This is a genomic window from Bradyrhizobium sp. CCBAU 11434 (assembly GCF_028128895.1).
Taxonomy (GTDB): Bacteria; Pseudomonadota; Alphaproteobacteria; order Rhizobiales; family Xanthobacteraceae; genus Bradyrhizobium; species Bradyrhizobium zhengyangense.
Window position 1 is genome coordinate 154842 of sequence record NZ_LBJX01000099.1, and the last position, 22279, is coordinate 177120.

The 22279-nt window shown below is 62.9% G+C and carries 23 protein-coding genes; 7 read left to right on the forward strand and 16 right to left on the reverse strand.

The features are described 5' to 3' along the window. Nucleotides 1-244 precede the first annotated feature (244 nt). Both blaBJP and XI06_RS31515 read right to left on the reverse strand, forming a co-directional pair. Nucleotides 245-1135, reverse strand: coding sequence for a BJP family subclass B3 metallo-beta-lactamase (gene blaBJP, locus XI06_RS31510; RefSeq protein ID WP_237889971.1), 891 nt, complete (start codon nt 1133-1135; stop codon nt 245-247). A 66-nt stretch (nt 1136-1201) separates the two neighbouring features. Further along, a complete protein-coding gene (locus XI06_RS31515; RefSeq protein WP_271607164.1) occupies nt 1202-1330 on the reverse strand; it encodes a hypothetical protein in 129 nt (42 codons plus the stop codon). A gap of 68 nt (nt 1331-1398) precedes the next feature. Between XI06_RS31515 and XI06_RS31520 the strand changes: the two genes are divergently transcribed. Continuing rightward, on the forward strand, nt 1399-2715 hold the full coding sequence (locus XI06_RS31520) for an alpha/beta hydrolase (RefSeq protein WP_271607165.1): 1317 nt from the start codon (nt 1399-1401) through the stop codon (nt 2713-2715). Between the two features lie 91 nt (nt 2716-2806). Here XI06_RS31520 and XI06_RS31525 read toward each other — a convergent pair whose 3' ends face one another. Both XI06_RS31525 and XI06_RS31530 read right to left on the reverse strand, forming a co-directional pair. Next, nucleotides 2807-3925 (reverse strand): hypothetical protein, encoded by a 1119-nt coding sequence (locus tag XI06_RS31525; RefSeq protein WP_271607166.1) that lies wholly within the window; start codon nt 3923-3925, stop codon nt 2807-2809. 143 nt (nt 3926-4068) lie between these two features. Then, the gene (locus XI06_RS31530; protein ID WP_271607167.1) at nt 4069-4341 is read right to left on the reverse strand and encodes a hypothetical protein; all 273 of its coding nucleotides are present in this window, start codon (nt 4339-4341) and stop codon (nt 4069-4071) included. Nucleotides 4342-4594: 253 nt separating this feature from the next. Between XI06_RS31530 and XI06_RS31535 the strand changes: the two genes are divergently transcribed. Further along, nucleotides 4595-5404 carry an extracellular solute-binding protein gene (locus XI06_RS31535; protein WP_237864779.1) on the forward strand — a complete coding sequence of 270 codons (810 nt, stop codon included), beginning with the start codon at nt 4595-4597 and terminating at the stop codon, nt 5402-5404. On the opposite strand, the gene XI06_RS31540 is transcribed toward XI06_RS31535, so the two are convergent. The 4 genes from XI06_RS31540 to XI06_RS31555 form a co-directional block, all read right to left on the reverse strand. Further along, on the reverse strand, nt 5378-6076 hold the full coding sequence (locus tag XI06_RS31540) for an ABC transporter permease (RefSeq protein ID WP_237864778.1): 699 nt from the start codon (nt 6074-6076) through the stop codon (nt 5378-5380). The two genes, XI06_RS31535 and XI06_RS31540, sit on opposite strands and share 27 nt — an antisense overlap. Nucleotides 6077-6213: 137 nt before the next feature. Next, entirely contained in the window at nt 6214-6918 is a 705-nt protein-coding gene (locus XI06_RS31545; protein ID WP_271607168.1) for an aquaporin, read from the reverse strand. After that, nucleotides 6918-7328, reverse strand: a complete 411-nt coding sequence (arsC, locus tag XI06_RS31550) for an arsenate reductase (glutaredoxin) (RefSeq protein WP_271607169.1) — start codon at nt 7326-7328, stop codon at nt 6918-6920. Before arsC ends, XI06_RS31545 begins: the two co-directional genes overlap by 1 nt. Before the next feature lie 55 nt (nt 7329-7383). Further along, a complete protein-coding gene (locus tag XI06_RS31555) occupies nt 7384-7728 on the reverse strand; it encodes an ArsR/SmtB family transcription factor (RefSeq protein WP_237864775.1) in 345 nt (114 codons plus the stop codon). Between the two features lie 272 nt (nt 7729-8000). On the opposite strand from XI06_RS31555, the gene XI06_RS31560 reads away from it, so the two are divergent. The 4 genes from XI06_RS31560 (at nt 8001) to XI06_RS31575 (ending at nt 12345) form a co-directional block, all read left to right on the forward strand. Continuing rightward, nucleotides 8001-8852 (forward strand): 3-hydroxybutyryl-CoA dehydrogenase, encoded by an 852-nt coding sequence (locus XI06_RS31560; protein WP_237870971.1) that lies wholly within the window; start codon nt 8001-8003, stop codon nt 8850-8852. A 264-nt stretch (nt 8853-9116) separates the two neighbouring features. Beyond that, entirely contained in the window at nt 9117-9581 is a 465-nt protein-coding gene (locus XI06_RS31565; protein WP_271607170.1) for a group III truncated hemoglobin, read from the forward strand. Nucleotides 9582-9843: 262 nt separating this feature from the next. Continuing rightward, the gene (locus tag XI06_RS31570) at nt 9844-10491 is read left to right on the forward strand and encodes a Rieske 2Fe-2S domain-containing protein (RefSeq protein WP_237864773.1); all 648 of its coding nucleotides are present in this window, start codon (nt 9844-9846) and stop codon (nt 10489-10491) included. 129 nt (nt 10492-10620) lie between these two features. Then, on the forward strand, nt 10621-12345 hold the full coding sequence (locus XI06_RS31575; protein WP_237864924.1) for a methanol/ethanol family PQQ-dependent dehydrogenase: 1725 nt from the start codon (nt 10621-10623) through the stop codon (nt 12343-12345). Between the two features lie 89 nt (nt 12346-12434). On the opposite strand, the gene XI06_RS31580 is transcribed toward XI06_RS31575, so the two are convergent. The 7 genes from XI06_RS31580 to xoxF5 all read right to left on the reverse strand — a co-directional run bounded on the left by XI06_RS31580 (nt 12435) and on the right by xoxF5 (nt 20321). Beyond that, nucleotides 12435-12698 (reverse strand): hypothetical protein, encoded by a 264-nt coding sequence (locus tag XI06_RS31580; RefSeq protein WP_237864772.1) that lies wholly within the window; start codon nt 12696-12698, stop codon nt 12435-12437. A 53-nt stretch (nt 12699-12751) separates the two neighbouring features. Next, nucleotides 12752-15064 carry a xanthine dehydrogenase family protein molybdopterin-binding subunit gene (locus tag XI06_RS31585; RefSeq protein ID WP_271607171.1) on the reverse strand — a complete coding sequence of 771 codons (2313 nt, stop codon included), beginning with the start codon at nt 15062-15064 and terminating at the stop codon, nt 12752-12754. 1 nt (nt 15065) lies between these two features. Further along, the gene (locus tag XI06_RS31590; RefSeq protein ID WP_128950514.1) at nt 15066-15518 is read right to left on the reverse strand and encodes a (2Fe-2S)-binding protein; all 453 of its coding nucleotides are present in this window, start codon (nt 15516-15518) and stop codon (nt 15066-15068) included. Nucleotides 15519-16153: 635 nt separating this feature from the next. After that, entirely contained in the window at nt 16154-16717 is a 564-nt protein-coding gene (gene gfa, locus XI06_RS31595) for an S-(hydroxymethyl)glutathione synthase (protein ID WP_237864769.1), read from the reverse strand. Between the two features lie 30 nt (nt 16718-16747). Then, entirely contained in the window at nt 16748-17857 is a 1110-nt protein-coding gene (locus XI06_RS31600; RefSeq protein WP_237864768.1) for an S-(hydroxymethyl)glutathione dehydrogenase/class III alcohol dehydrogenase, read from the reverse strand. A gap of 61 nt (nt 17858-17918) precedes the next feature. Then, nucleotides 17919-18407 (reverse strand): c-type cytochrome, methanol metabolism-related, encoded by a 489-nt coding sequence (locus XI06_RS31605; RefSeq protein WP_237864923.1) that lies wholly within the window; start codon nt 18405-18407, stop codon nt 17919-17921. A gap of 111 nt (nt 18408-18518) precedes the next feature. Then, entirely contained in the window at nt 18519-20321 is a 1803-nt protein-coding gene (gene xoxF5, locus XI06_RS31610) for a lanthanide-dependent methanol dehydrogenase XoxF5 (RefSeq protein WP_237864767.1), read from the reverse strand. Between the two features lie 514 nt (nt 20322-20835). Between xoxF5 and XI06_RS31615 the strand changes: the two genes are divergently transcribed. Continuing rightward, complete coding sequence (locus XI06_RS31615) at nt 20836-21804, forward strand: helix-turn-helix domain-containing protein (RefSeq protein WP_237864766.1); 969 nt, start codon at nt 20836-20838, stop codon at nt 21802-21804. Between the two features lie 11 nt (nt 21805-21815). On the opposite strand, the gene XI06_RS31620 is transcribed toward XI06_RS31615, so the two are convergent. Further along, nucleotides 21816-22241, reverse strand: a complete 426-nt coding sequence (locus tag XI06_RS31620) for a hypothetical protein (protein WP_237864765.1) — start codon at nt 22239-22241, stop codon at nt 21816-21818. Nucleotides 22242-22279: the final 38 nt, after the last annotated feature.

Here is a 22279-nt window from a genome sequence, read left to right on the forward strand (position 1 = left end):
AAAGACCGCGTTAGATGCAGTTGACGCGGATGCGCTAGCGCAGGTTGCGCGCTACCGCATGATTTTCCACCCGCGTGCATTGGTGAGGCGATGTTAAGGATGGGAGGCGGAAGGAAGCCGCTTCTGGCGCGGCAGATCGTCCGAAATCGATCGCGGCTACGTTCCGCTAACCATAGCTTCCTCCGCCGCGTGGCGCGGCCTGATGTCGCGGCGGTCATCGCTGATGACCGCCGCGCGCTGTCGTTTATTTCGCGGCCTGGAGCGCGGCCGTCTGCTTGGCGAGCGCCTTGTCGAAATCTTCCGACAGACCCGTGGCGTAGGTCGTAAGCTCGCCCGGCTTGACGAACGGGTTGGGCGTCTCGCTCTTGATCTGCTGGGCGCGCTTGTCCTGCATGCCATAGACCTCCGGATGCGGCCCGAGCAGGACGTCGACCTTCATCGCCTTGGCCTTGGCGAAAGTCGCACGATAGTCGTCGACGATGCCGGGATAGGTCGGCTGGCCGACCAGCCGGTTCAGCGCCACGGTTCCGCTGCAGAAGAACAGCACCTGGCGGTCCTGGCCGCCGTCCTTCACCGTCATCTCCCAGCTGGTGCAGCCGGGCGAGTGACCGGGCGTCGCGTGCGCCATCAGCGTGGTGTCGCCGAGCGTGACCTTGTCGCCTTCCCTCACCGCACGATCGACCTTGACAGGCGGAAAGGTGAGGTCCGCGTTCTTCTCGTCGCCCGGATAATAGCCGCCTTCGAGCAGCGGCTTGTCGCGCTCGCCCGCGACCAGTTGCGCGCCGCTCTCCTGCTTGATCTCGGCAAAGCCGCCGGTGTGGTCGAGATGGGCGTGCGAGTTGAGGATGTATTTGATGTCGGCGACCTTGAAGCCGAGCTTGGCGATGTTGTCCTTGATCATGCCGGTCGACTGCGGCATCGCGGTGTCGATCAGGATCAAGCCTTGCGACGTCCTGATGACGTAGACGGCGATGCCCTCGGTGCCGACATAGTAAATGTTATCGATCAGGCGGAACGGCTCGAATGGCGCGGTCCATTTCACCATGACCTGCGCCAGAAAATCCTTGATGGTCTGCGCCTGTGCGCCAGGTGCGAGGAGCGCCAGCGCACACAGCGCGGCCGCGAGCTTTCTCATGGATTGTCCTCCCGATGTGTTTTTGTCGTCGCGACCGCTTCTTTGCGCGGATCACCCAGCCGCACGCTAGATGTTGCGCGCTCCGGCAGCAACGGCCTGGGGTTGGAAAAATTCCGCGCCATGCGCGGAATAATGATCGCTGTCCGATTTGAGCATGGCGATTGCCGCTGCACTGCGTTCGTCGCGTTTGACCATGCGCGAGGCGCCCGCCATACTTTTGCTTCAAGACGGGCCAGCAAGACCCGTCAGCACCGGGAGCTCACATGACCAGATCATTCTCCGTCCTCGCGGGGACGCTGATTTCCGTCGTCTCCTTCGCTTCGATCGGCTTCGCCCAGCCGACCTGCGTGACCCAGAACATGGCCGTGCCGCCAAGCGCCAACACCACGGATAAAGCCGCGCCGTTCTTCATCGACACCACTGGCCTCGATTTCAAGACGGCGCCGCCGACGCGCGATCCCTCCAATCCCGCATATCCACGCGCGACCGAGTTGCCTGATGGCACGCTGCCGCCGCCCGGCGCCGAGGGCAATTTCATCGTCGGTCCGACCCACAATCCCGCGCCCGAGACCGTCGCGAAGGAGGGCGTGCCGCGCGGCACGACAAAATCGTTCACGCTTTCCTCGAACGACAGCACCATCTACAATCCGGGCCTGATCCGCGACGATGTCGCCGGCTGCACCAATTCCTCGATCATGACGACCGTGACCGCGCCTGATGACAAGTCGAACATGATCGTCACCACCAGCCATCCCGGCATCTGGTCGCGCACCATCGACGTCTACGTGCCGGCGCAATATGTGCGCGGCACCGAGGCGCCGTTCATCGTGGTCGGCGATGGCGGCTCCAACGCATACAAGGATATCGCCACCACGCTCGACAATCTGATCGCGCAGCGCCGGGTACCGCCGATGATCGCGATCCAGGTCGGCAATGGCGGGCAGGATGCGCAGGGCAGCCAGCGTGGCCGCGAATATGATGCGGTGTCGGGGGTCTATACGGATTTCATCGAACGCGAGGTGCTGCCGCTGGTCGAAAAGAATGCGGACGTCAAGCTGACCAAAAATCCTGAGGGCCGCGCCACCATGGGCCTGAGTTCCAGCGGGGCTGCGGCCTTCACCATGGCCTGGTTCTATCCCGATCTCTATCACCGTGTGCTGGCGTTCTCGCCGACCATGGTCAATCAGCAATGGCCGCACGATCCGTCGCTGCGCGGCGGCGCCTGGGAATATCACAGCGCATGGACGGGGCCGGCCACGCCCAATCTCATCTCAAAGGCGGGTGTGCTGACGCCGGCCGATCCACCTGGCGTGCCGCTGATCGTCGCCGCGCCGACCAAGCCGATCCGCTTCTGGTACTTTGGCGGCGACCAGGATCTGTACTATCCCAACCCCACCATTCCAGATGGCATGCACGACTGGACCTTATCGAACGAGTTGATGGCAAAGGTGCTCGCCGAGAAGGGCTATCACTATCTGTTCCTGTTCGTGCGCAACGCCAAGCACGTCGATCGCCCGACCATCGCGCAAACGCTGCCGGCTGCGCTGGAATGGCTCTGGAAGGGCTATCCAATTCCGTGAGTGCGAGAGATGTTCGGCGCCCGATCGTCATCGCGGCGGTCGAGCGCATGGCGCCGCGCAGGCTCGTTGCGTCATCGCGTGAGGACAAGGATCAGGCGAGGGCGGCCTGGCGTTCCCGCACCGGCTCACGGCTGCGATCGGCGCTGCGCGGTTCGGCGAGCCGGGTGAAGCTGCGCTGGCCGGCGTGCACGGGCGCCTCGACGATGACGCCTTCGCAGGCGACTTGCCCGCCGAGCATCCTGAATTCCAGCTTGTCGTAGCGCGGCATGGTCTCGCCGGGCTCGGGCGGCAGCAGCCCGATGCGGCCCTGGATGTTCAGAGTGGCTTCGCCGGTGCCATGCAGCCGCGGATTCCACATCCTGATCCCGGTCTCGGCCCAGCGCTGCCGGATCAGCGCGGCGCGATCGGCAGGCTCGACGACCTTTGGGCGGATCTTCTTCGGCGCGGGCGCTGGCGGAGGCTCAATCTCTGCTGCGCCGACAGGTGCGTCGGTGATCGTATCCTCAGCGACGTCGGCCGCGACCGGCGCTGGATCGCTTGCGACGACCGGCTCGATCTCCATCACGACATCAGGCGCGGGCTCGTTGTCGATCCTGACCTCGGCGACCGCAGGCGTCGCGATGTCGTTGTCGTGCACAACAGCGGGCGTCTCGTCGACGGTTTCGATCTCCTCGGAAACGATAGAGGCGGGTTGGTCTTCAATGACGGACTCGGAGACCGCGACGGTCTCGACCTCGACCGGCGAAACAAAGGCCTGCTCTGCAACATCAGGCGCAACCTCCGCGTCATCATCCGATGATGCACCGCTGCTGATGACAGGCTCTTGAGGTTCGATCGCTTCGACTGCGGCAGAAGAGACCGCGACCTCTTCCACGACGTCGGGCTCAACATTCGCCAAGAGTTCCACCGGCGGATCGCTGCTGATGAGTTCGGGCGCAGCAATCGGCTCGCTCGCGACCTCAACCGAAGGGACTGAACTCGCTTCGACGGCGGCGGGCTCAGCTTCAGCCGACGTTTCCGGGAATGAATCCTCGCTGGCGCTCGTATCGACGGTCGGAGCGGCTTCTGTGATCGCTGCGACGACGGGCTGCTCATCCGCGGCGCTCGGCGTCACGTCGATGCTGCCGCTGTGCGGCAGGGGCCGAAGCCGATTGAACGCCCATTTCACCGCAGGAATGCGGTTCAGCAACGATATCAGTCTCGAAAGCACTGGGAATTGTCCAAGAGGTACTCTGGGCCGTGGGCAATCGCTGATTCGCCAGCAATGTGAAAAACTGCCCCGGCTGTTACGCCCCTGTCAATTGAGGCGGGACCAATTGCAGAACATCTGCACAGACCTGCGCGCCACTGCGTTCATTCGAAATGCATCGACGCAAGCGGATCCTCGTCGTGATCGGGCAGATGCGACGACGCAAACGGCACGACGGAGTGCTCTGCTTTGTGGCTGCGCGCATGCGCCAGCGCGTGCTTGCGGAGGAGCGCCATGGTCAGTGCTTCGCAGTCCCCGGCTTCGCCGCCCCAGGCGCAGTCGATGCTTGAGGGCTGTCCCGGCCAGGCCTGCGCCGGGCCCGCAATCGCCAGCGACAACACGATCCGCAAGGTGGCGATGATGTTCGTTTTTGTCATGGGAGGCTCCAAACTGTTCTATCCCTAGGGATCGATCGGAATGTGCGATATTCCGCGCCGTCACGTGATCGCGGGACAGATCACGCGAGGTTCAAGAGCCGTGAGGCCGGCGTGAAGCGCCCGCCAACACGTCTGCCAGGCAGTCCGGCCTCATGATAGCGCTGGCGCCTATGGGGCGAACGCGCCCAACGTCGGGCTTTCCCACGTCATTGTCTCCGCCTAATTTGAATCATCTGGGAATGAGGAAGATGTCATGAAGAAGCTTGCCGCCATCGCAGCGGTTCTAATCTTGTCGACGGGCGCATGGGCGCAGGATCGCAGCATCACCGTGGCTTCCACGACGTCGACGGAGCAGTCCGGCCTGTTCGGCTATCTGCTGCCGCTGTTCACGAAGGCGGAGGGGATCGAGGTGAAGGTCGTCGCGGTCGGCACCGGCCAGGCGCTCGACATCGGGCGGCGCGGTGATGCCGACGTTGTGTTCGTCCATGACAGGCCGGCCGAGGACAAGTTCATGTCGGAAGGGCAGGGCGTGAAGCGCTTCGACGTCATGTACAACGACTTCATCATCGTCGGCCCGAAGAGCGACCCCGCAAAGATCGCGGGCGACAAGGACGTCGCCGATGCCTTGCGCAAGATTTCTGCTGCAAAAGCGACGTTCATCTCGCGCGGCGACAAGTCCGGCACACATGCCGCCGAGCTGCGGCTCTGGAAAGAAGCAGGCATCGAGCCCGCCAACGGCAAAGACGGCTGGTATCGCGAGATTGGCCAGGGCATGGGCCCGGCGTTGAACATGGCGTCGTCGTCGAATGCGTATTTGTTGTCGGACCGCGGCACCTGGCTGTCGTTTAGGAATCGGGGCGAGCTTGCGATCCTGACCGAGGGCGACAAGCGCCTGTTCAACCAATATGGCGTCATGCTGGTCAATCCAGACAAGCATCCCAACGTGAAGGCCAGGGACGGGCAGGCCTTCATCGACTGGCTGATCTCGCCAAAGGGCCAGGATGCGATTGCCGGCTACAAGGTCGGCAGCGAGCAGCTATTTTTCCCCAACGCGTCCCACTAGCAGGAAGGCGACGGTCGACACGGCGACGCTGAGTGCGAGCAGGATCAAGCCGAGGCCGAGCGCCAGCGGCAGGTCGCCCTTGCTGGTCTCCAGCGCAATGGCCGTCGTCATCGTGCGGGTAAAGCCGCGGATGTTGCCACCGACGATGATGATGGCGCCGACCTCGGCGATGGCGCGCCCGAACGCGGCCAGGAACGCCGTCAGCAGCGAGGTCCGGCCGAGCGCGAACAACAGGCCGATGCTGCGCAGCGTCGATAGTCCGTCAATCCGTGCAAGGTCGCCATATTCGGCCCACAACAGGGTTGCGGGCCGGTGCACCAGCGCAACCACGATCGGGGTTGCCAGCAACGTCTGCGCGATCACCATGGCCGCCGGCGTGAACAACAGGCCGGCCGCGCCGAGCGGGCCGGAGCGCGACAGCAAAAGATAAAGCGCGAGTCCGACCACAACCGGCGGCAGGCCGAGCAGCGCGTTGGTCAGCACGATGATGACCTGTCGCGCGCGAAAGCGCGTGATCGCCAGCAAAGCGCCGAACGGCGCGCCGATCAGCAGCGCGATGATGCTGGCCGTCAGGCTGACGCGCACCGACAGCGCGACGATGCCGAGAAGTTCGGGATCGGCTTGGCCAATCAGCGTGAATGCGGCAGCGATGGATCGCGCGAAATCGTTCATCCGGCGTGATGTCTCAGCGCCAGGCCTGATGTCAAGGGATGGTCACTGTCGTGGCCGCGATCTCGCTTCAAAACCCGCCCCCTGCCGTTGTGACGACTGTCGGAGAATACAGGGGAGGAGCGGCTTGGGCACTCCTTTCATTCGTGGGCAGGAGCGTGCTTCAGGCTTGCTCCGCCCCACAGCCAGCTCGCAAGCGGAAGGGCAACGATCGCCCCGATGAGCTGCGCGGCAATGAAGGCCGGCACGCCGTGTGGCGCGATACCTGCAAATGTGTCGGACAGCGATCGGGCGATGGTGACGGCGGGATTGGCGAACGAGGTCGAGGCCGTGAACCAATAGGCCGATGTGATGTACAGGCCGACGGCGTAGGGGACGGCAGCCGAGGCTTTCGATGCGACGCCAAAGATCGTCAGCAGCAGGCCGAAGGTAGCCACGGCCTCGGCGAGCCATTGTCCCGCGCCGCTGCGCTCGGTCAGCGAGACCTCGAGGACGGGAAGCTCGAACATCAGATGCGCAATCCACACGCCGATGATCGCACCCGAAATCTGCGCTGCGATATAGATCGCCGCATCAATCCAGGCGGTCTCGCCGCGCAGGGCAAAGGCCAGCGTTACCGCCGGATTGAAATGCGCACCCGATATGGGAGCAAACATCAGGATCAGCACCACGAGGATGGCGCCGGTGGGAAGCGTGTTGCAGAGGAGCGCCAACGCGATGTTTCCACCGGCGAGCTTCTGGGCCATGATCCCCGAGCCGACCACCGCGGCGAGGAGGAACGCCGTTCCGAGCCATTCGGCAAATGCGCGCTGTGCAAGGCTTGGCTGTACAGGGCTTGGCATCATCAGGCGCCGCGGTCGAGCCTGATACGCTCGCCGTCTTCCTTGACGAATTCACCCTGCTGCGGAGGCAGAAGATCCAGCACCTCTTCGGAGGGCCGGCACAGCTTGACGCCTTTTGGCGTAACCACGATCGGCCTGTTGATCAGGATCGGATGCGCCATCATGGCGTCGAGCAGTTGGTCGTCGGTCAGGTCAGCGTTGTCGAGCGCAAGCTCGGCATAGGGCGTGCCCTTTTCGCGCAGCAATTCACGCACCGAAAGCCCCATGCGTGCGGCAAGCTGTTGCAGCAGCGCGCGCGATGGCGGCGTCTTGAGATATTCGATCACGTGCGGCTCGATGCCGGCGTTGCGGATCAGGGCGAGCGTGTTGCGCGAGGTGCCGCAGGCGGGATTGTGGTAGATGATCACGTCCATGGCCGATACTTTCGGAGGGACAGGTGAACGTGCAGGCGTTTCATGGTCTGTCCTTTCAGGCTGGAGCCTTGTTGCGCTTTCGCGCAGGTTTCGAAGACGAGGCGGGTGCGCATGATACGCCGCCGCAGCAGTTTTCCGTGAGGAAGCCGACCAGCGAGTTCATGGTCTCGAACCGCGCCGCATAGATCATCGAGCGTCCCTCGCGCCGGACAGTGGCAAGCCCGGCCATCCGCAGCCGGTCGAAGTGAAACGTCAACGTGTTTGGCGCCAGATCCAGCGCGTCCGCGATCGCACCTGCGGTCATGCCTTCAGGGCCGGACCGCACCAGCAGGCGGAATACGTCGAGCCGATTGTCCTGCGCCAGCGCGGCGAGCGCCGTGACGGCATCTGTCTTTTCCATATTTCAACGATTATTGAAATAACGGTGGCGCGTCAACTTTAATCTCGGCATTTCAGGGGCTGGAAAGAGCCGCAAAACTCGGGCCGATCAGTCCGCGAGGTCGCCAAATCATGTCCTTTTCGAGCGGAAAGGCAGCTTTATTCTCGCCACGGATGCGCTAAGGAAGAGCCTGGATGCGGTGCAGCACGTAAGGCGCCGCGGCTCGAAATTCAGGTCAAACCGGGCACGCTGCCGCTCAAGGCCGGCCCGTTCAACGAGAAGGACGTCATTCCATGATCAATACCGTTGGCATCATCGGAGCTGGGACCATGGGCAACGGCATCGCCCAGATCTGCGCCGCGGCCGGGCTGTCGGTCGTGATGGTCGACATCTCCGATGCGGCGGTGAACCGCGGCATCTCGACCGTCGGCGGCAGCCTCGAGCGCCTCGTCAAGAAGGAGAAGATCTCGGCGGCCGATCGCGAGGCGGCGCTCAAGCGCATCACCGGCACCACTGATCGGGCGAAGCTTGCCGACTGCGATCTCGTCATCGAGGCCGCAACCGAGAACGAGGAGCTGAAGGTCAAGATCCTGAAGGATCTCTGCGCCACGCTGTCGCCGCGCACGCTGGTTGCCACCAACACCTCGTCGATCTCGATCACCAAGCTTGCCGCAGCGACCGATCGCCCGGATCGATTCATCGGCATGCATTTCTTCAACCCGGTTCCGGTCATGCAGCTGCTGGAACTCATCCGCGGCCTGCAGACGTCCGACGAGACCCACGCCAAGGCGCTCGATTTCGCCCAGCGCGTCGGCAAGGTGGCGATCACGGCCAAGAACAGCCCCGGCTTCGCGGTCAACCGCATCCTGTGCCCGATGATCAACGAGGCGATCTTCGCGCTCCAGGAGGGCATCGCGACCGCCGAGGAAATCGACGCCGGCATGAAGCTCGGCTGCAACCATCCGATCGGGCCGCTGGCGCTGGCTGATCTGGTCGGTCTCGACACCATGCTGTCGGTGATGGAGGTCTTTTATAAGGGCTTCAACGATCCTAAATATCGTCCAGCCCCCTTGCTCAAGGAAATGGTCGATGCCGGCCATCTCGGCCGCAAGTCCGGGCAGGGCTTTTACTCTTACGGCGCCTGATCCAGTAATCGCTACAATGACGGTGCCGTAGGGTGGGCAAAGCGGAGCGTGCCCACGCATTTGTCGCGATCGAGAGAGATGGTGGGTACGGCGCAAGTGCGCCTTTGCCACCCTACGATGCTGATCATAGGGCAGGCAGGCGGGCTTAAAACGCCCGCTCCGCCCAATCCCGCAATTTGCGCTATGACAAAGACGTCGTGCGCATTTGGCCCGACAATGTTCAGCGGGCGGCTCGCGGGAACAACGAAACGGAAAACGAAGGACATGTCGGTTCGACTGAAGGCCGAGCGCGAGGCGGCGGCCGCGCGGCGGAACCTGCTGACCCAGGATGCGATCGAGCGTACCGGGATTACCGAGGAGATGATCGGGGAACTCGTCAGCCGCTTCTACGGCCGCGTCCGCGAGGACGCGCTGCTTGGGCCTGTCTTTGCTATCGTCCAGAATTGGGACGAGCATCTGGCGAAGCTCAAAGACTTCTGGTCTTCGGTGGTGTTGATGAGCGGCCGCTATCACGGCTCGCCGATGCGAGCGCATATGCCGCTCAGCCTGATTGGCGATCATTTCGACCGCTGGCTCGACCTGTTCGAACAGACTGCGCGCGAGGTCTGCCCGCCGCCGGCGGCCAGCCTGTTCATCGATAGGGCACGTCGCATCGCTGACAGTTTTGAGATGGCATCGGCCACCATCGCTGGTCGCATTGCGTCGCCGCGCCACGTTCTACGGTCTTGAACGTGCGAAGCTGACTTTATAACGTGCAGTTGAATCGCTCCACGGTTGCATCGCGTGGCGAAAACGCGCTGCACCAATTCCTACAGCATCGACCTGATCTGCAAAATCATCATGCCGATCGCGCGACATGATGTTGAAATGGCAAAAACGCGTTTGAATGCGTGCAATCGTGTTCAATCAAAGCGAGTAAAGCCTTATTGATGCGCTGCGGCGCCAATTCTTCGCCTTCATTTCGGCAGAGTTCCAGCGCCTGCTACTGTGCATGTCGAATGCACCAACCAACATCGCATCGTCATCCTCCGACAACATTGCGGAACTCGAATCCTGCGCCGAGCAGACGCGGCGAACGCTGCTGCTCGGTGCGCTCGCCACCACGGCGTGTCTCGGCTGTTCCGCACCGGTGCGCGCGGGCGAAGATGCGCCCGGCTCGGACGAGCGGCCGCAGAAGGGCGACCTTCTCGTCTTCTCCGAAGGTGACAGCGAAGGAAAGCTGATCAAGGCAGCTGACCTGACGCTCGGCGGTCCGCCGGTGCATGCCTGGCCGCAGGATCCCAAGACATCGGTGGTGCGCAGCGCCTCGCGGCTCAACGAGCTCCTGATCATCAAGCTCGATCCCGCCGAGCTCGACGAGCAAACCAAAGCGCGTGCCGTCGACGGCATCCTCGCTTATTCGGCGATCTGCGCCCATGCCGGTTGTCCCGTCACCGCCTGGGTCAAGAGCGATGTCGGCGACAAAGATGTTTTCAAATGCATGTGCCACAACTCCGAATACGACCCGCGCGAAGGCGCGCAGGTGGTGTACGGCCCGGCGCCGCGGCGGCTCGCCGCGCTGCCGCTGGCACTCGCTGACGGTTCGCTCAGCGTCGCGGGCGGCTTCGTCGGAAAGGTAGGTGGCGCGCAGCCGGGATGACGGACGGTGCGGGGATGGGCCCGCCTCACGAGAGGCCGCATCCGCCGAGGGGCGGATTTCGGGACGAACGACAAGAATTCAAAACAAGAATTCAATCGGATGAAAAGGGGAACGTCCATGAAAACGTACATGACCAGAAAGCAATTGCTGCTGTCCGGCTTCGTCGCCTTCACATGTGTCGTCTCGACCGCCGCAATCGCCGGCCCGATCGAGAATTACGCGCCCGTCACCCAGCAGCGCCTGGAGAATCCGGAACCCGGCAATTGGATGCTCTATCGGCGCACCTATGACGGGCAGGGCTACAGCCCGCTCGACCAGATCAACACCGCGAATGTGAAAGACCTCACGCCGGTCTGGACATTCGCCACCGGCGTCGTCGAGGGCCATGAGGCGCCGCCGATCGTCAATAACGGCGTGATGTTCGTGGCAACACCGATGGGGCAGGTGATCGCGCTGAATGCGAAAACCGGCGACGAATATTGGCGCTACAAGCGGCAGCTCCCCGACGATCTGTTCCAGCTGCATCCGACCAGCCGCGGCGTCGGCTTGTGGGAAGACAAGCTCTATCTCGCCACCACCGACGACCATGTCGTCGCGCTCGATGCCAAGACCGGCAAGGTGGTGTGGGACACCAAGGTGCAGGATTACAAGAAGGGTCAGTACATGACCCTGATGCCGCTGATCGTCGATGGCAAGGTCATCGTCGGCGGCTCCGGCGGCGAGTTCGGCGTGCGCGGCTATGTCGCCGCCTACGATGCCAAGGACGGCAAGGAGCTGTGGCGCACCTTCACCATTCCCGGCGAGGGTGAGCCCGGCCACGACACCTGGCAGGGCGACGACTGGAAGAACGGCGGCGGCTCGGCCTGGATGACCGGCACCTACGACAAGGACACCAAGACGATCTATTGGGGCGTCGGCAACGCCGCGCCGTGGCCCGGCGAGATGCATCCCGGCGACAATCTCTACACCTCGTCGGTGCTCGCGCTCGATCCCGGCAACGGCAAGATCAAGACCTATCACCAGTATCACCAGAACGATTCCTGGGACTGGGACGAGGTCGACGCGCCGATGCTGATCGACCTGCAGCGTGACGGCCGCAGCATCAAGAGCCTGGTCCATCCCGGCCGCGATGCGATCTTCTGGGTGCTCGAGCGCACGCCGACTAAGATCAACTACGTCGCCGGCTGGCCGTTCGTCTCGACCGATGTCTGGAAGGGCATCGACGAAAACGGCAAGCCGATCGTCGATCCCGCGCACAAGCCTGCGGTCGGCAAGCGCGTGGAGTTCTGCCCGTCGCTATGGGGCGGAAAGGATTGGCCATCGGCGGCCTACAGCCAGAAGACCGGCCTCGTCTACGTGCCCGCCAACGAGAATTTCTGCGGCGGCTTCACCGGCGAGAAGATCCCGCTCAAGCCAGGCGAGCTCTGGCTCGGCACCAAGCCTGAGGACATCGGCCTGAAGACCAAGCCCGGCGCCGATCATTTCGGCGAGATCCAGGCTTGGGATCCCGCGACCGGCAAGAAGGTGTGGCAGCACGACTTCCCGAAGTCGCAGATGTTTGGATCGGTCACGGCAACCGCAGGCGATCTCGTCTTCGCCGGCGGCACCAACGACCGCAACTTCCGCGCCTTCAACGCCAAGACCGGCGAGCTGCTCTGGCAGCAGAAGACCAACTCCGGCATCATGGGCATGCCGATGTCCTATGAGATCGACGGGACGCAATACATCGCGATCCAGTCGGGCTGGGGCGTCGACGCGCAGCGCATCCAGGATGCGCTCGCGACCAACAATATCGGCATCGAGTCCAACGTGCCGCAAGGCGGCGTGGTCTGGGTGTTCGCGCTGAAGAAATAAGCTCCGCAGGCGGATCGAAGACGGCGGAGCGACAGGGGGCAAATGCGGCGGACGGCAACGTCCGCCGCATTTTGCGTGTGCGACCGGACCTACTTCCCCTGCCTGTCCACCTTGTCCTTCTCCGTCTGATTCATCTCCCGAATCTTCGGATCGGTGCTGCTCTGCCCGGTTGTCTGGGTGGTCGAGGCGGGCGGGGCGCTGGTGTTGGGAAGCGAGCTCTGGTCCGGCGTGGTGGGGCGCGTCGCCGTGGTCGGCGGCGTGGTGGTGCTGCTTTGCGCGAACGCGGCCGTAACAGTCAAAAGAAAGGCGCTCGACAGCAGCGAGACTGCGAGCGCCCTTGAGATATTGGTCATCGATCTGCTCCTGTCAGATCGAAGAGAAACGGCGCGAGGCCGCGTCTGTTCCTTTACGCCTCCAATTGCTTCCCGATCGGAAGCGCGCGGATGCGCTTGCCGGTCGCCGCGAAGATCGCGTTCATCAGTGCCGGCGCGAAGGGCGGCACGCCGGGCTCGCCGACGCCACTCGGCGGCGTATCAGGCCCGGGCGGCACGATGTGGACATTGGTCACCAGCGGGGCCTCGTCGATCCTGACGACCTGGAAGCCGTCAAAATTCTTCTGCTCGACCTTGCCGTTCTTGAAGCTGATCTCGCCGTATTTGGCGAGGCTCAGGCCCATGATCGCCGCGCCCTCGATCTGCGAGGCGATGCGCTCCGGGTTGACATAGGTGCCGCAGTCGATCGCGGTGTCGACCCGTGGCACCGTGAGCTTGCCCTTTTCGTCCACGGCCACCTCGACGATGGTCGCGATATAGCTGACGAAGCTGCGGTGCACGGCGATGCCGAGGCCGTTGCCCTTCGGCACCGTCCGCCCCCACTCGCCCTTCTCGGCGACCAGCTCGACCACCTTGCGCAGGCGCGCGGTGTCGATCGGGTAGCTGTCATAGGGCTCGCCGTAGTTCCAGAGGTCCTTGACGTTGGGCTTGACGATGCGTGGGCTGCCGATCAACGCCAGCAGCGTCTCCTTCTGGTCGCGCCCGGTCGCATTCGCGATTTCGCCGACCATGGACTGCACCGCGAAGGCGCGCGGGATATTCGAGACCGAGCGGAACCAGCCGATGCGGGTGAACGCCGCGGCCTCGGGGTTCTCGCAGGAGATGTTGGCGATCTCGAACGGCATGTCGACGAGCCCCATGCCGAGCTCGAACGATGCCGCATGGTTGGCACCGGCCGCGAAAGTCGAGGCGATGGTCGGCGCCACGCTGCGATGGCGCCAGGCGATCACCTTGCCGTCCTTGTCGAGGCCAGCCTCGATCCGTTCCACCGAGACGGTATGCAGGAAGTCGTGGTGGAGGTCGTCCTCGCGCGTCCATTGTACCTTCACGGGCACGCCGAGCTCCTTCGACAGCAGCGCAGCCTCCAGCGCAAAGTCGCATTTCGATTTGCGGCCGAAGCCGCCGCCGAGCAGCGTGACATTGACGGTGACATTGCCCTCGGGAATGCCGAGCGTCTTGGCGACGTCCTCACGCGTGCCGCCGGGGCTCTGCACAGGCGCCCAGATCTCAGCCTTGTCGCCCTTGACGTCGGCCACCGCGACCGGCGGCTCCATGCTGACATGGGCGAGATGCGGCAAATAATATTCGCCGACGACGACCTTGGCGGCCGTCTTGAGCGCAGCATCCGCATCGCCCTCCTGGCGTACGACCAGGCCCGGCTTGCGTGAGGCCTCCTCGAGGTCCTTGCGGTAGGCGACCGAGTCGTATTTGCCGTTGGCGCCGTCGTCCCAGACCAGCTTCAGCGCGTCGCGGCCCTTGATCGCTGCGCCGGTGTTGCGCGCGATCACGGCAACGCCGCCGAGCGGCTGGAATTTCGATGGCCACGGCCAGCCTTGAACTTTCATCACCTTTTCGACGCCGGGCACTTTCAGTGCCGCGTCCGGATCGAACGAGGTGAGCTTGCCGCCGGTCACCGGCGGGCGCGCGATCACGGCGTATTTCATGCCCGGCAGGCGCACGTCGGCGCCGTAGCGGGCCTTGCCGGTGGTGATGTCGTGGAGATCGACGATGCTGACCTGACCCTTGCCGAGATAGCGGAAGTCCTTGGGGTCTTTCAGCTTGAGCCCTTCGATAGCAGGCACCGATTCCTTGGCGGCATCGGCAGCCAACTCGCCGAAGCCGAGCTTGCGTCCGCTGGCGCTGTGGACGACCTCGTGATTGACCGCCTTCACCTCAGTCGCCGGCACGTTCCAGCGCTTGGCCGCGGCCTGCTCCAGCATGGTGCGGGCGGAGGCGCCGATCTGGCGCATCGGAATCAGATAGTGCCGCGTACTGCGCGAGCCGTCGGTGTCTTGATTACCGAACTTGACCTCGTCGCCATGAGCTTGCTCGACCTTGACCTTGGACCAGTCGGCCTCCATCTCCTCGGCCACGATGAGCGGCAGGCTGGTGCGCACGCCGGTGCCCATCTCCGAGCGGTGGGCGAGGATGGTGACGGTGCCGTCAGGCGCGACCGCAACGAAGACGCGCGGATCAACCACGACGCCATGCGGCATCTTGCCGGCGCCGGTCTCATAGGCAAAGGCCTGGCGCGTCATCACGGGGGCCGCGAGCACGAAGCCACCGGTGATGCCGAGCCCCTTCAGGATGCTGCGGCGCGAGACCTTCTCGACCTTAATGTTCTTTTCGAAGCCACGGAGCTTGCCGGGATTGTCGATGAAATTCATGTCACACTCCCGTCGATGCGAGATGGACGGCATTCTCGATGCGCTGGTAGCAACCGCAGCGGCAGATGTTGCCGGACATCGCCTCGCGGATCTGGTCGTGTGACGGCTTGGGATTGTCCATCAGCAGCGCTGCCGCCTGCATGATCTGGCCGGCTTGGCAGAAGCCGCATTGGGGAACGTTGACCTGGCGCCAGGCCTTCTGGACGGGATGATCGCCGTCCGGATGCAGCCCCTCGATCGTGGTAACCTCGCGCCCCGCGACGTCGTTGATCGAGGTGATGCAGGAGCGCACCGCCTCCTTGTCGACGATGACGGTGCACGCACCGCACAGCGCCTGGCCGCAGCCGAACTTTGTGCCGGTCAGCCCGGCTTCGTCGCGCAGGAACCAGAGTAGCGGGAGATCCGGGTCGCCATCCCAGCTCTGTTCCTGGCCGTTGATCTTCACCTTGATCATGATCGTCCCTCGCTCTTCATAAGCTTGCTGATTTCAACATTGCCGATTTCGGTCGGCGCAATGTCCGTAGCGTCGTGTGACCGCACGCCAACCCGTCGTCCCACACGGGCAGGTCCCGGCAGGAAGCTGGAATGCGAATCGTGATGTCCGGATGTGCTCGATACCTCCCGTTTTGTTCTTATTTGATTGAACTCGCGCGGCATCGTGACGACGCGACCCTAGCAGAGATCGTGTCGAACCGGCGTTCACAGCCGGGTGTTCTTGACGTGAACAGATTGCATCCTGGGTTTGTCAAAAGCAGGGCGCAGCAAGAGGTCGCGCGACGGACGGTCGTAAAATCGAAAGACAAAAAAGCTTCGTCCGCCAGAGGGACTGAGCGGACGAAGCAGTAGTCCTCAGTCGAGGGAGGGAGAATCGCTAGGCCGCGCTGACTTCAAGACGGAAGAGGGCGACACTGCGCAGTCATTCAAAGACCAGGACTGAGGGAGCGGAACGCGCTCGCATACGCATGGTGCACTGGCGGCAGGATGGCCGCGATCATTCGAGAGCCGCACCCATCCTGCCCGCTGGCGAACCAGCGAGCGGACGGGACATCGTCAAGCGGCTTGTCACTCAGCCTTGTCAGGCAACGTTGCTCAGGCGGCCTTGGCCTTCGCCACGTGGGTCGCGATCGCATCCATGAGCGCGGGCGACAGGCAGTCATAGGGCTCGAGGCCGATTTCCTTCAGCCGCGACCGGATGCCAGCCATCTGCTCGGGCTTCACGCCGGATTCGATGACAGAGGAAACGAAGGCGGCGAATTGCGGCGCCTGCGAGCCCTGTTCCTGGAACAGCTCGGGATGGATGAAGTCGAGACCGTAGAACGGATGGTTCTTGTTCTCGATGCGGCCGAACATGTGGGTGCCGCAGGCCTTGCAGGCGTGCCGCTGGATCACCGCGGAGGCATCGACGATCTGGAGCTTGTCGCCGTTCTCGAGCACGGTGAGGTTCTGGCGCGGGACGACGGCCACGACCGAGAAGGTCGCGCCCTGCGGCTTCCAGCACTTGGTGCAGCCGCAGGCGTGGTTGTGCGCCACGTCGCCCTTGATGCCGACCTTGACCTGATGATCCCTGCATTTGCAGGCGAGCGTGCCGCCGGCAAAGTGCCCGGTACCTTGTTTGAGGCCGTTATCGATCGATGGGTGGAGTGCAACAGTCATGGCCGATCCTCCTTGGGGGTGACGCTTGAGCTAGAACACGACGACTGAACGAATTGATTTGCCCTCATGCATCAGGTCGAAGCCCTTGTTGATATCTTCGAGCTTGAGCGTGTGGGTGATCATCGGATCGATCTGGATCTTTCCGTTCATGTACCAGTCGACGATCTTCGGCACGTCGGTGCGGCCGCGGGCCCCGCCGAAGGCGGTGCCGCGCCAGTTGCGGCCGGTGACGAGCTGGAACGGACGGGTGGCGATTTCCTTGCCGGCTTCGGCAACGCCAATGATGATCGAGGTGCCCCAGCCGCGATGGCAGGCTTCCAGTGCCTGGCGCATCACCGTGGTGTTGCCGGTGCAGTCGAAGGTGTAATCGGCGCCACCGTCGGTCAGCGTGACGAGATGCGGGACGATGTCGCCGGTGAGTTTCTTGGGATTGACGAAGTCGGTCATGCCGAACCGGCGGCCCCATTCCTCCTTGGAGTCGTTGATGTCGACACCGATGATCTTGTCGGCGCCGGCCATCTTGGCGCCCTGGATCACGTTCAGCCCAATACCGCCGAGACCGAACACCACGACGTTGGAGCCGGGCGTAACCTTCGCGGTGTTGACGACGGCGCCGACGCCGGTGGTGACGCCGCAGCCGATGTAGCAGCTCTTGTCGAAGGGGGCGTCCTCGCGGATCTTCGCCACCGCGATTTCCGGCAGCACCGTGAAGTTGGAGAAGGTCGAGCAGCCCATATAGTGGTAGATCGGCTTGCCCTTGTAGGAGAAACGGCTGGTGCCGTCGGGCATCACGCCCTTTCCTTGCGTCGCGCGGATCGCGGTGCAGAGATTGGTCTTCTGGCTCAGGCAGCTTTTGCACTGCCGGCATTCCGGCGTGTAGAGCGGAATGACGTGATCGCCCGGCTTCACCGAGGTGACGCCCGCGCCAATCTCGCGGATGATCCCGGCGCCCTCGTGGCCGAGGATCGACGGGAAGATTCCTTCGCTGTCGAAACCGTCGAGTGTGTAGGCGTCGGTATGGCAGATGCCGGTCGCCTTGATCTCGACCAGGACCTCGCCGGCCTTCGGTCCTTCCAGATCGACTTCGACGATTTCGAGCGGTTTTTTGGCTTCGAAAGCGACGGCGGCACGTGTCTTCATCGGTAACTCCTCAAATTCTCGCAGGATGCCAAGACGTAAGTCTCGGCCGGGCTGCAAACGTTCACTTCTTGCCCATGCACGAATCTTCATTCTTGGTATAGGCGTCGTTCTTGTCCTCGTGCTTGCCCGGGCGGGCACGGCCCCAGGCCTCGTTGGAGCGGGCGCGCAGATAGACGTAGAGATCGTCCATGTAGCAGGCGACGTTCGGGTTATCGCCGAAGGCCGGCATCACGTTCTCCGAGGCGGTCGAGATGTTCTTGCGACCGGAGGCGACGACGCCGAGAAAGTCGGCATAGCTCATCGTCTTGAGCGAATCCTTCAATGCGGGTGCATAGGTCGAGCCCATGCCGTCAGGGCCATGACAGACGTGGCAGTCCGAGTGATAGCGGCGGTATCCGGAATAGGTGTACCAATCGACGGAGTCGCCGTTGATCTTGTAGGTCGGATTTCCGTCCTTATCGAGCCATTCGCCAGTTTCGTTCTGCTTGACGGCAGTCGGATCGCCCGAGCCGTCCGCAACAGCAATTCCCCCGGACGCAACGAAGATCATAGTAGCAATGACAGAGCAGATTTTACGCAAGAGCTGTTCCTCGAAGGCGTCAGATGGAGACGAGCCGGCGCGTGGATCTGATCCACGCGCCGGAGCGATTCTGAACAGAGGCTAGTTGGGCAGCGAGAACACGGTCAGCGTGCCGCCGAGGGCCGTGTAGTTGCTGAGCGCCGCGTAGCCACCGACCGCGCCGAGGCCCGCGGTCGGATCAGTCAGACCTGCTGCCAGACCGATACCGGCCCAGCCGCCGACGCCGGAGAGCACTGCGACATACTGCTTGCCGCCGTTCTCATAGGTGGTGACGTTGCCGATGATGCCGGAGGGAGTCTTGAACTTGTAGAGCTCCTTGCCGGTCTTGGCGTCGACCGCCTTCAGGTAGCCTTCGAGCGTGCCGTAGAACACCACGCCGCCGGCGGTTGCGAGCGCACCCGACCAGACCGAGAACTGCTCCTTGTTCGACCACACGATCTTGCCGGTCTTGCCGTCCCAGGCGATGAAGTTACCCATGTTGGTATCGCCCTGCGGCGGATACATCGAGAGCGTCGCACCCACATAGGGCTGGCCCGCGGTGTAGCTCACCTTGAACGGTTCGTAGTCCATGCAGACGTGGTTGGTCGGGACGTAGAACAGCTGCGTGTCCGGCGAGTAGGCTGCCGGCTGCTCGTCCTTGGTGCCGAGCGCGGCCGGGCAGATGCCCTTCACGTTGTGGTCTTCACCCGCCTTGTCGGTCGAAGCTGCGTCGAGCACCTTCGGACGACCATAGGTCGGCGAGTTCTTGTCCATGTCGACGCCGGAGGTCCAGTTCACCTTCGGATCGTACTTCTCGGCGACCAGAAGCTCGCCGGTTGCGCGATCGAGCGTATAGCCGAGGCCGTTACGATCGAAATGCGTCAGCAGCTTGCGTGCCTGGCCGTTGATCGACTGATCCGAGAGGATCATCTCGTTGACGCCGTCATAGTCCCATTCGTCATGGGGCGTCATCTGATAGACCCACTTGGCCGCGCCGGTGTCCGGGTTACGTGCCCAGATCGTCATCGACCATTTGTTGTCGCCGGGACGCTGCTTCGGATTCCAGGTCGAGGGGTTGCCCGACCCGTAGTAGATCAGGTTCAGCTCGGGATCGTAGGAGATCCAGCCCCAGGTGGCGCCGCCGCCGATCTTCCACTGATCGCCTTGCCAGGTCTTGAGGCTCGAATCCTTGCCGATCGGCTTGCCGAGTGCGGTGGTGCTGTCGTTGACCAGGATCTGGTCATCCGGACCTTCCGAATAGCCGCGCCAGGCCAGCTTGCCGGTCTTGATGTCGTAGGCGCTCATATGGGCCTGAACGCCGAACTCGCCACCGGAGATGCCGATCAGCACCTTGTCCTTGACGACCATCGGTGCCGAGGTGCCGGTCTCGCCCTTGCTCGGATCGCCGTTCTTGGCGGTCCATGCGACCTGACCGGTCTTGGCGTCGAGCGCGACGAGGGTCGTGTCGGCCTGGTGCAGGAAGATCTTGCCGTCGCCGAATGCGAGGCCGCGGTTAACCGTGTCGCAGCACATCACTGGGATGACGTTCGGATCCTGCTTCGGCTCGTACTTCCAGACGATCTTGTTCTCGTTTGAAAGGTCAATGGCGTAGACCTTGTTCGGGAAAGGCGTATGGACGTACATCATGTTGCCGATGATCAGCGGGCCGCCTTCGTGGCCGCGCAGCACACCGGTCGAGAAGGTCCAGGCAACTTGGAGCTTGCCGACATTTTGAGCGTTGATCTGATTGAGCTTGGAGTAGCGGTTGTTGGCGTAGTCGCCGGTCGGCATCACCCAATCTTTCGGGTTCTGCGACATCTTGTTCAGCTCGTCATTGGCCGACGCGGTCCCGACGGCGAGAGCCGCCGCGGAGCCAAGAAAGGTCGCCAGTAGCACCTTGCGCATAGTCATTCCTCCGTTGGTCTCGTTTATTATTTCCGAAGCATTGCTTAATCACCGGGCTTCTCGTCCGGCGTCTGCTCGTGCAGGGCGGTCACTTTGGGGACCAGAAACGATGCTGTGCTGTTTCCTCCTCCTGATGAGAGCTACGGGTCCACGTGCAGGAGCGGCCCGTTCTTTTTGTTCCTGCTGCAATCCCTAACGACTTCGCCAACGGGAAACTTGCCCAAGAGTGAACCCGCTTTGCTCGACAGCGCACGAACGCAAAGTTTTTGATTTTGCGGTAGCGAATTCAGCGGCTTCGGCGCGGCGCGGTGCCGTGCTCAACGCTCAGGTTCCCCTTGACGGCGGTGCAACTAAGGCGGAGGATTAACCGTCAAGGGTGGCAATGGAACGCTGGCGCTCGTTTCAAAAGACCGCCCAAATTTGAGGTAAACGTCACGCAATCATGGCTGAGGGCTTCAGCAGGCGCTGGCCGCGATTCGCGTCGGATCTCCGGGTATCACCAGTGGCTGGATTAATGTCCGACACAATTCACACGCTCTCGACGACGGGTCTGACGCCCAAGCGTCAGATCCAGAGCTGGGTCGACGGACTGACGAGTCTGTGTGGTCACTTCGATGTCGATCCGCTGGAGGCATCCTCGCTCGAAGGGCGCATCGACTACACCACGGTCTCGCGGCTGAAGCTTTGTCAGATCGAAGTCAGCCAGCATCGCATCGCGCACACGCTCGCGCGCGCCAAGGCCAATGAACACCCGTACATCAAGATTCACTTCCAGACCTATGGCGTGTCTTACTTCGAGCAGGAAGGCCGCCACATCGAGCTGAATCCGGGCGACATCATCGCCTATGACGTTTCCTGTCCGCACTTGATCGTCAGCCCCGCCTTCACGCGCCACGACGTGGTGATCGTACCGAAGGCGCTTTTGCGCGATCGCGGCTTCCCGTCACAGCGCATGCCGGCCTGCAAGCTATCGGCGAAGACGGGAACGGGGCGGATTGCCCATGATTTCGTCCATGCCACGTTCGACGAGGCGGCGAAGCTGTCGGCCAACAGTGCGGTCGGCGTTGCCGATTCGCTGATCGACCTGTTGCTGCTGCCGCTGCGCGAGGCCGATACGATGTTCGATCGGGTCGGGCCCGAGGCGATGTACGTACGTGCACAATTTTTCATCCGCGAACATCTGCGTGATCCGGATCTGTGCATCGACCAGATCTCCGCCGAGCTGGGCTGCTCCAAGCGTTATCTGCACATGCTGTTCTCGGAGCGCGGCACCACGGTGAGCGACTACATCTGGCAAGCGCGCCTGCAGAACTGCCGCCAGGAGCTCGAGGCCCACGGTGGCAAGACCATCACCGATGTCGCGTTCTCCTGGGGCTTCTCCAGCTCATCGCATTTCAGCCGCGTGTTCCGGAAGTATTTCGGCGTGGTGCCGTCCTCGATCCACAAGGCCCAGCAGGGTGCCGTCGCGGTGGACGAAACCTAGGCCCGGCCCGCTCAATTCGACGTGGCGACGTAGGGAATGCTGGTCACCAGCGCCGCGACCAGCGTGGCGTTGCAGAGCATTCCGCTCCAATGCAGCCGGCGTAGCCGGCGCACGGCATCAATGTCACCCGCATCCCTGGCGCTGAGCTCATCGTCCATCCGTTGCATGAACCAGCCGCGTCCCTGGATCGCGAGGGCCGCGATCAAGCCGATGCCCATGGCGAAAAGCGGCCGACCTGCGACGAGGAAAGCCATGGTCGCAAGGACACCGGTCACGGCAATCATTCTGAACTGGATGTTGAACATCCCGCGCAGCAATTGCGTGACGGGCGGAATGTCCAGCTTCACCAGCAGGAATGCGGGCGAGGCCAGCAGGAAATAGCCCATCGGAAAAAGCAGGATGACCAGGGCTGTGACGGCGACGGCATCGGGTTTCATGCGCTCGGCCTTTCTCGTCCGGGGCGACAGCGCGTGAT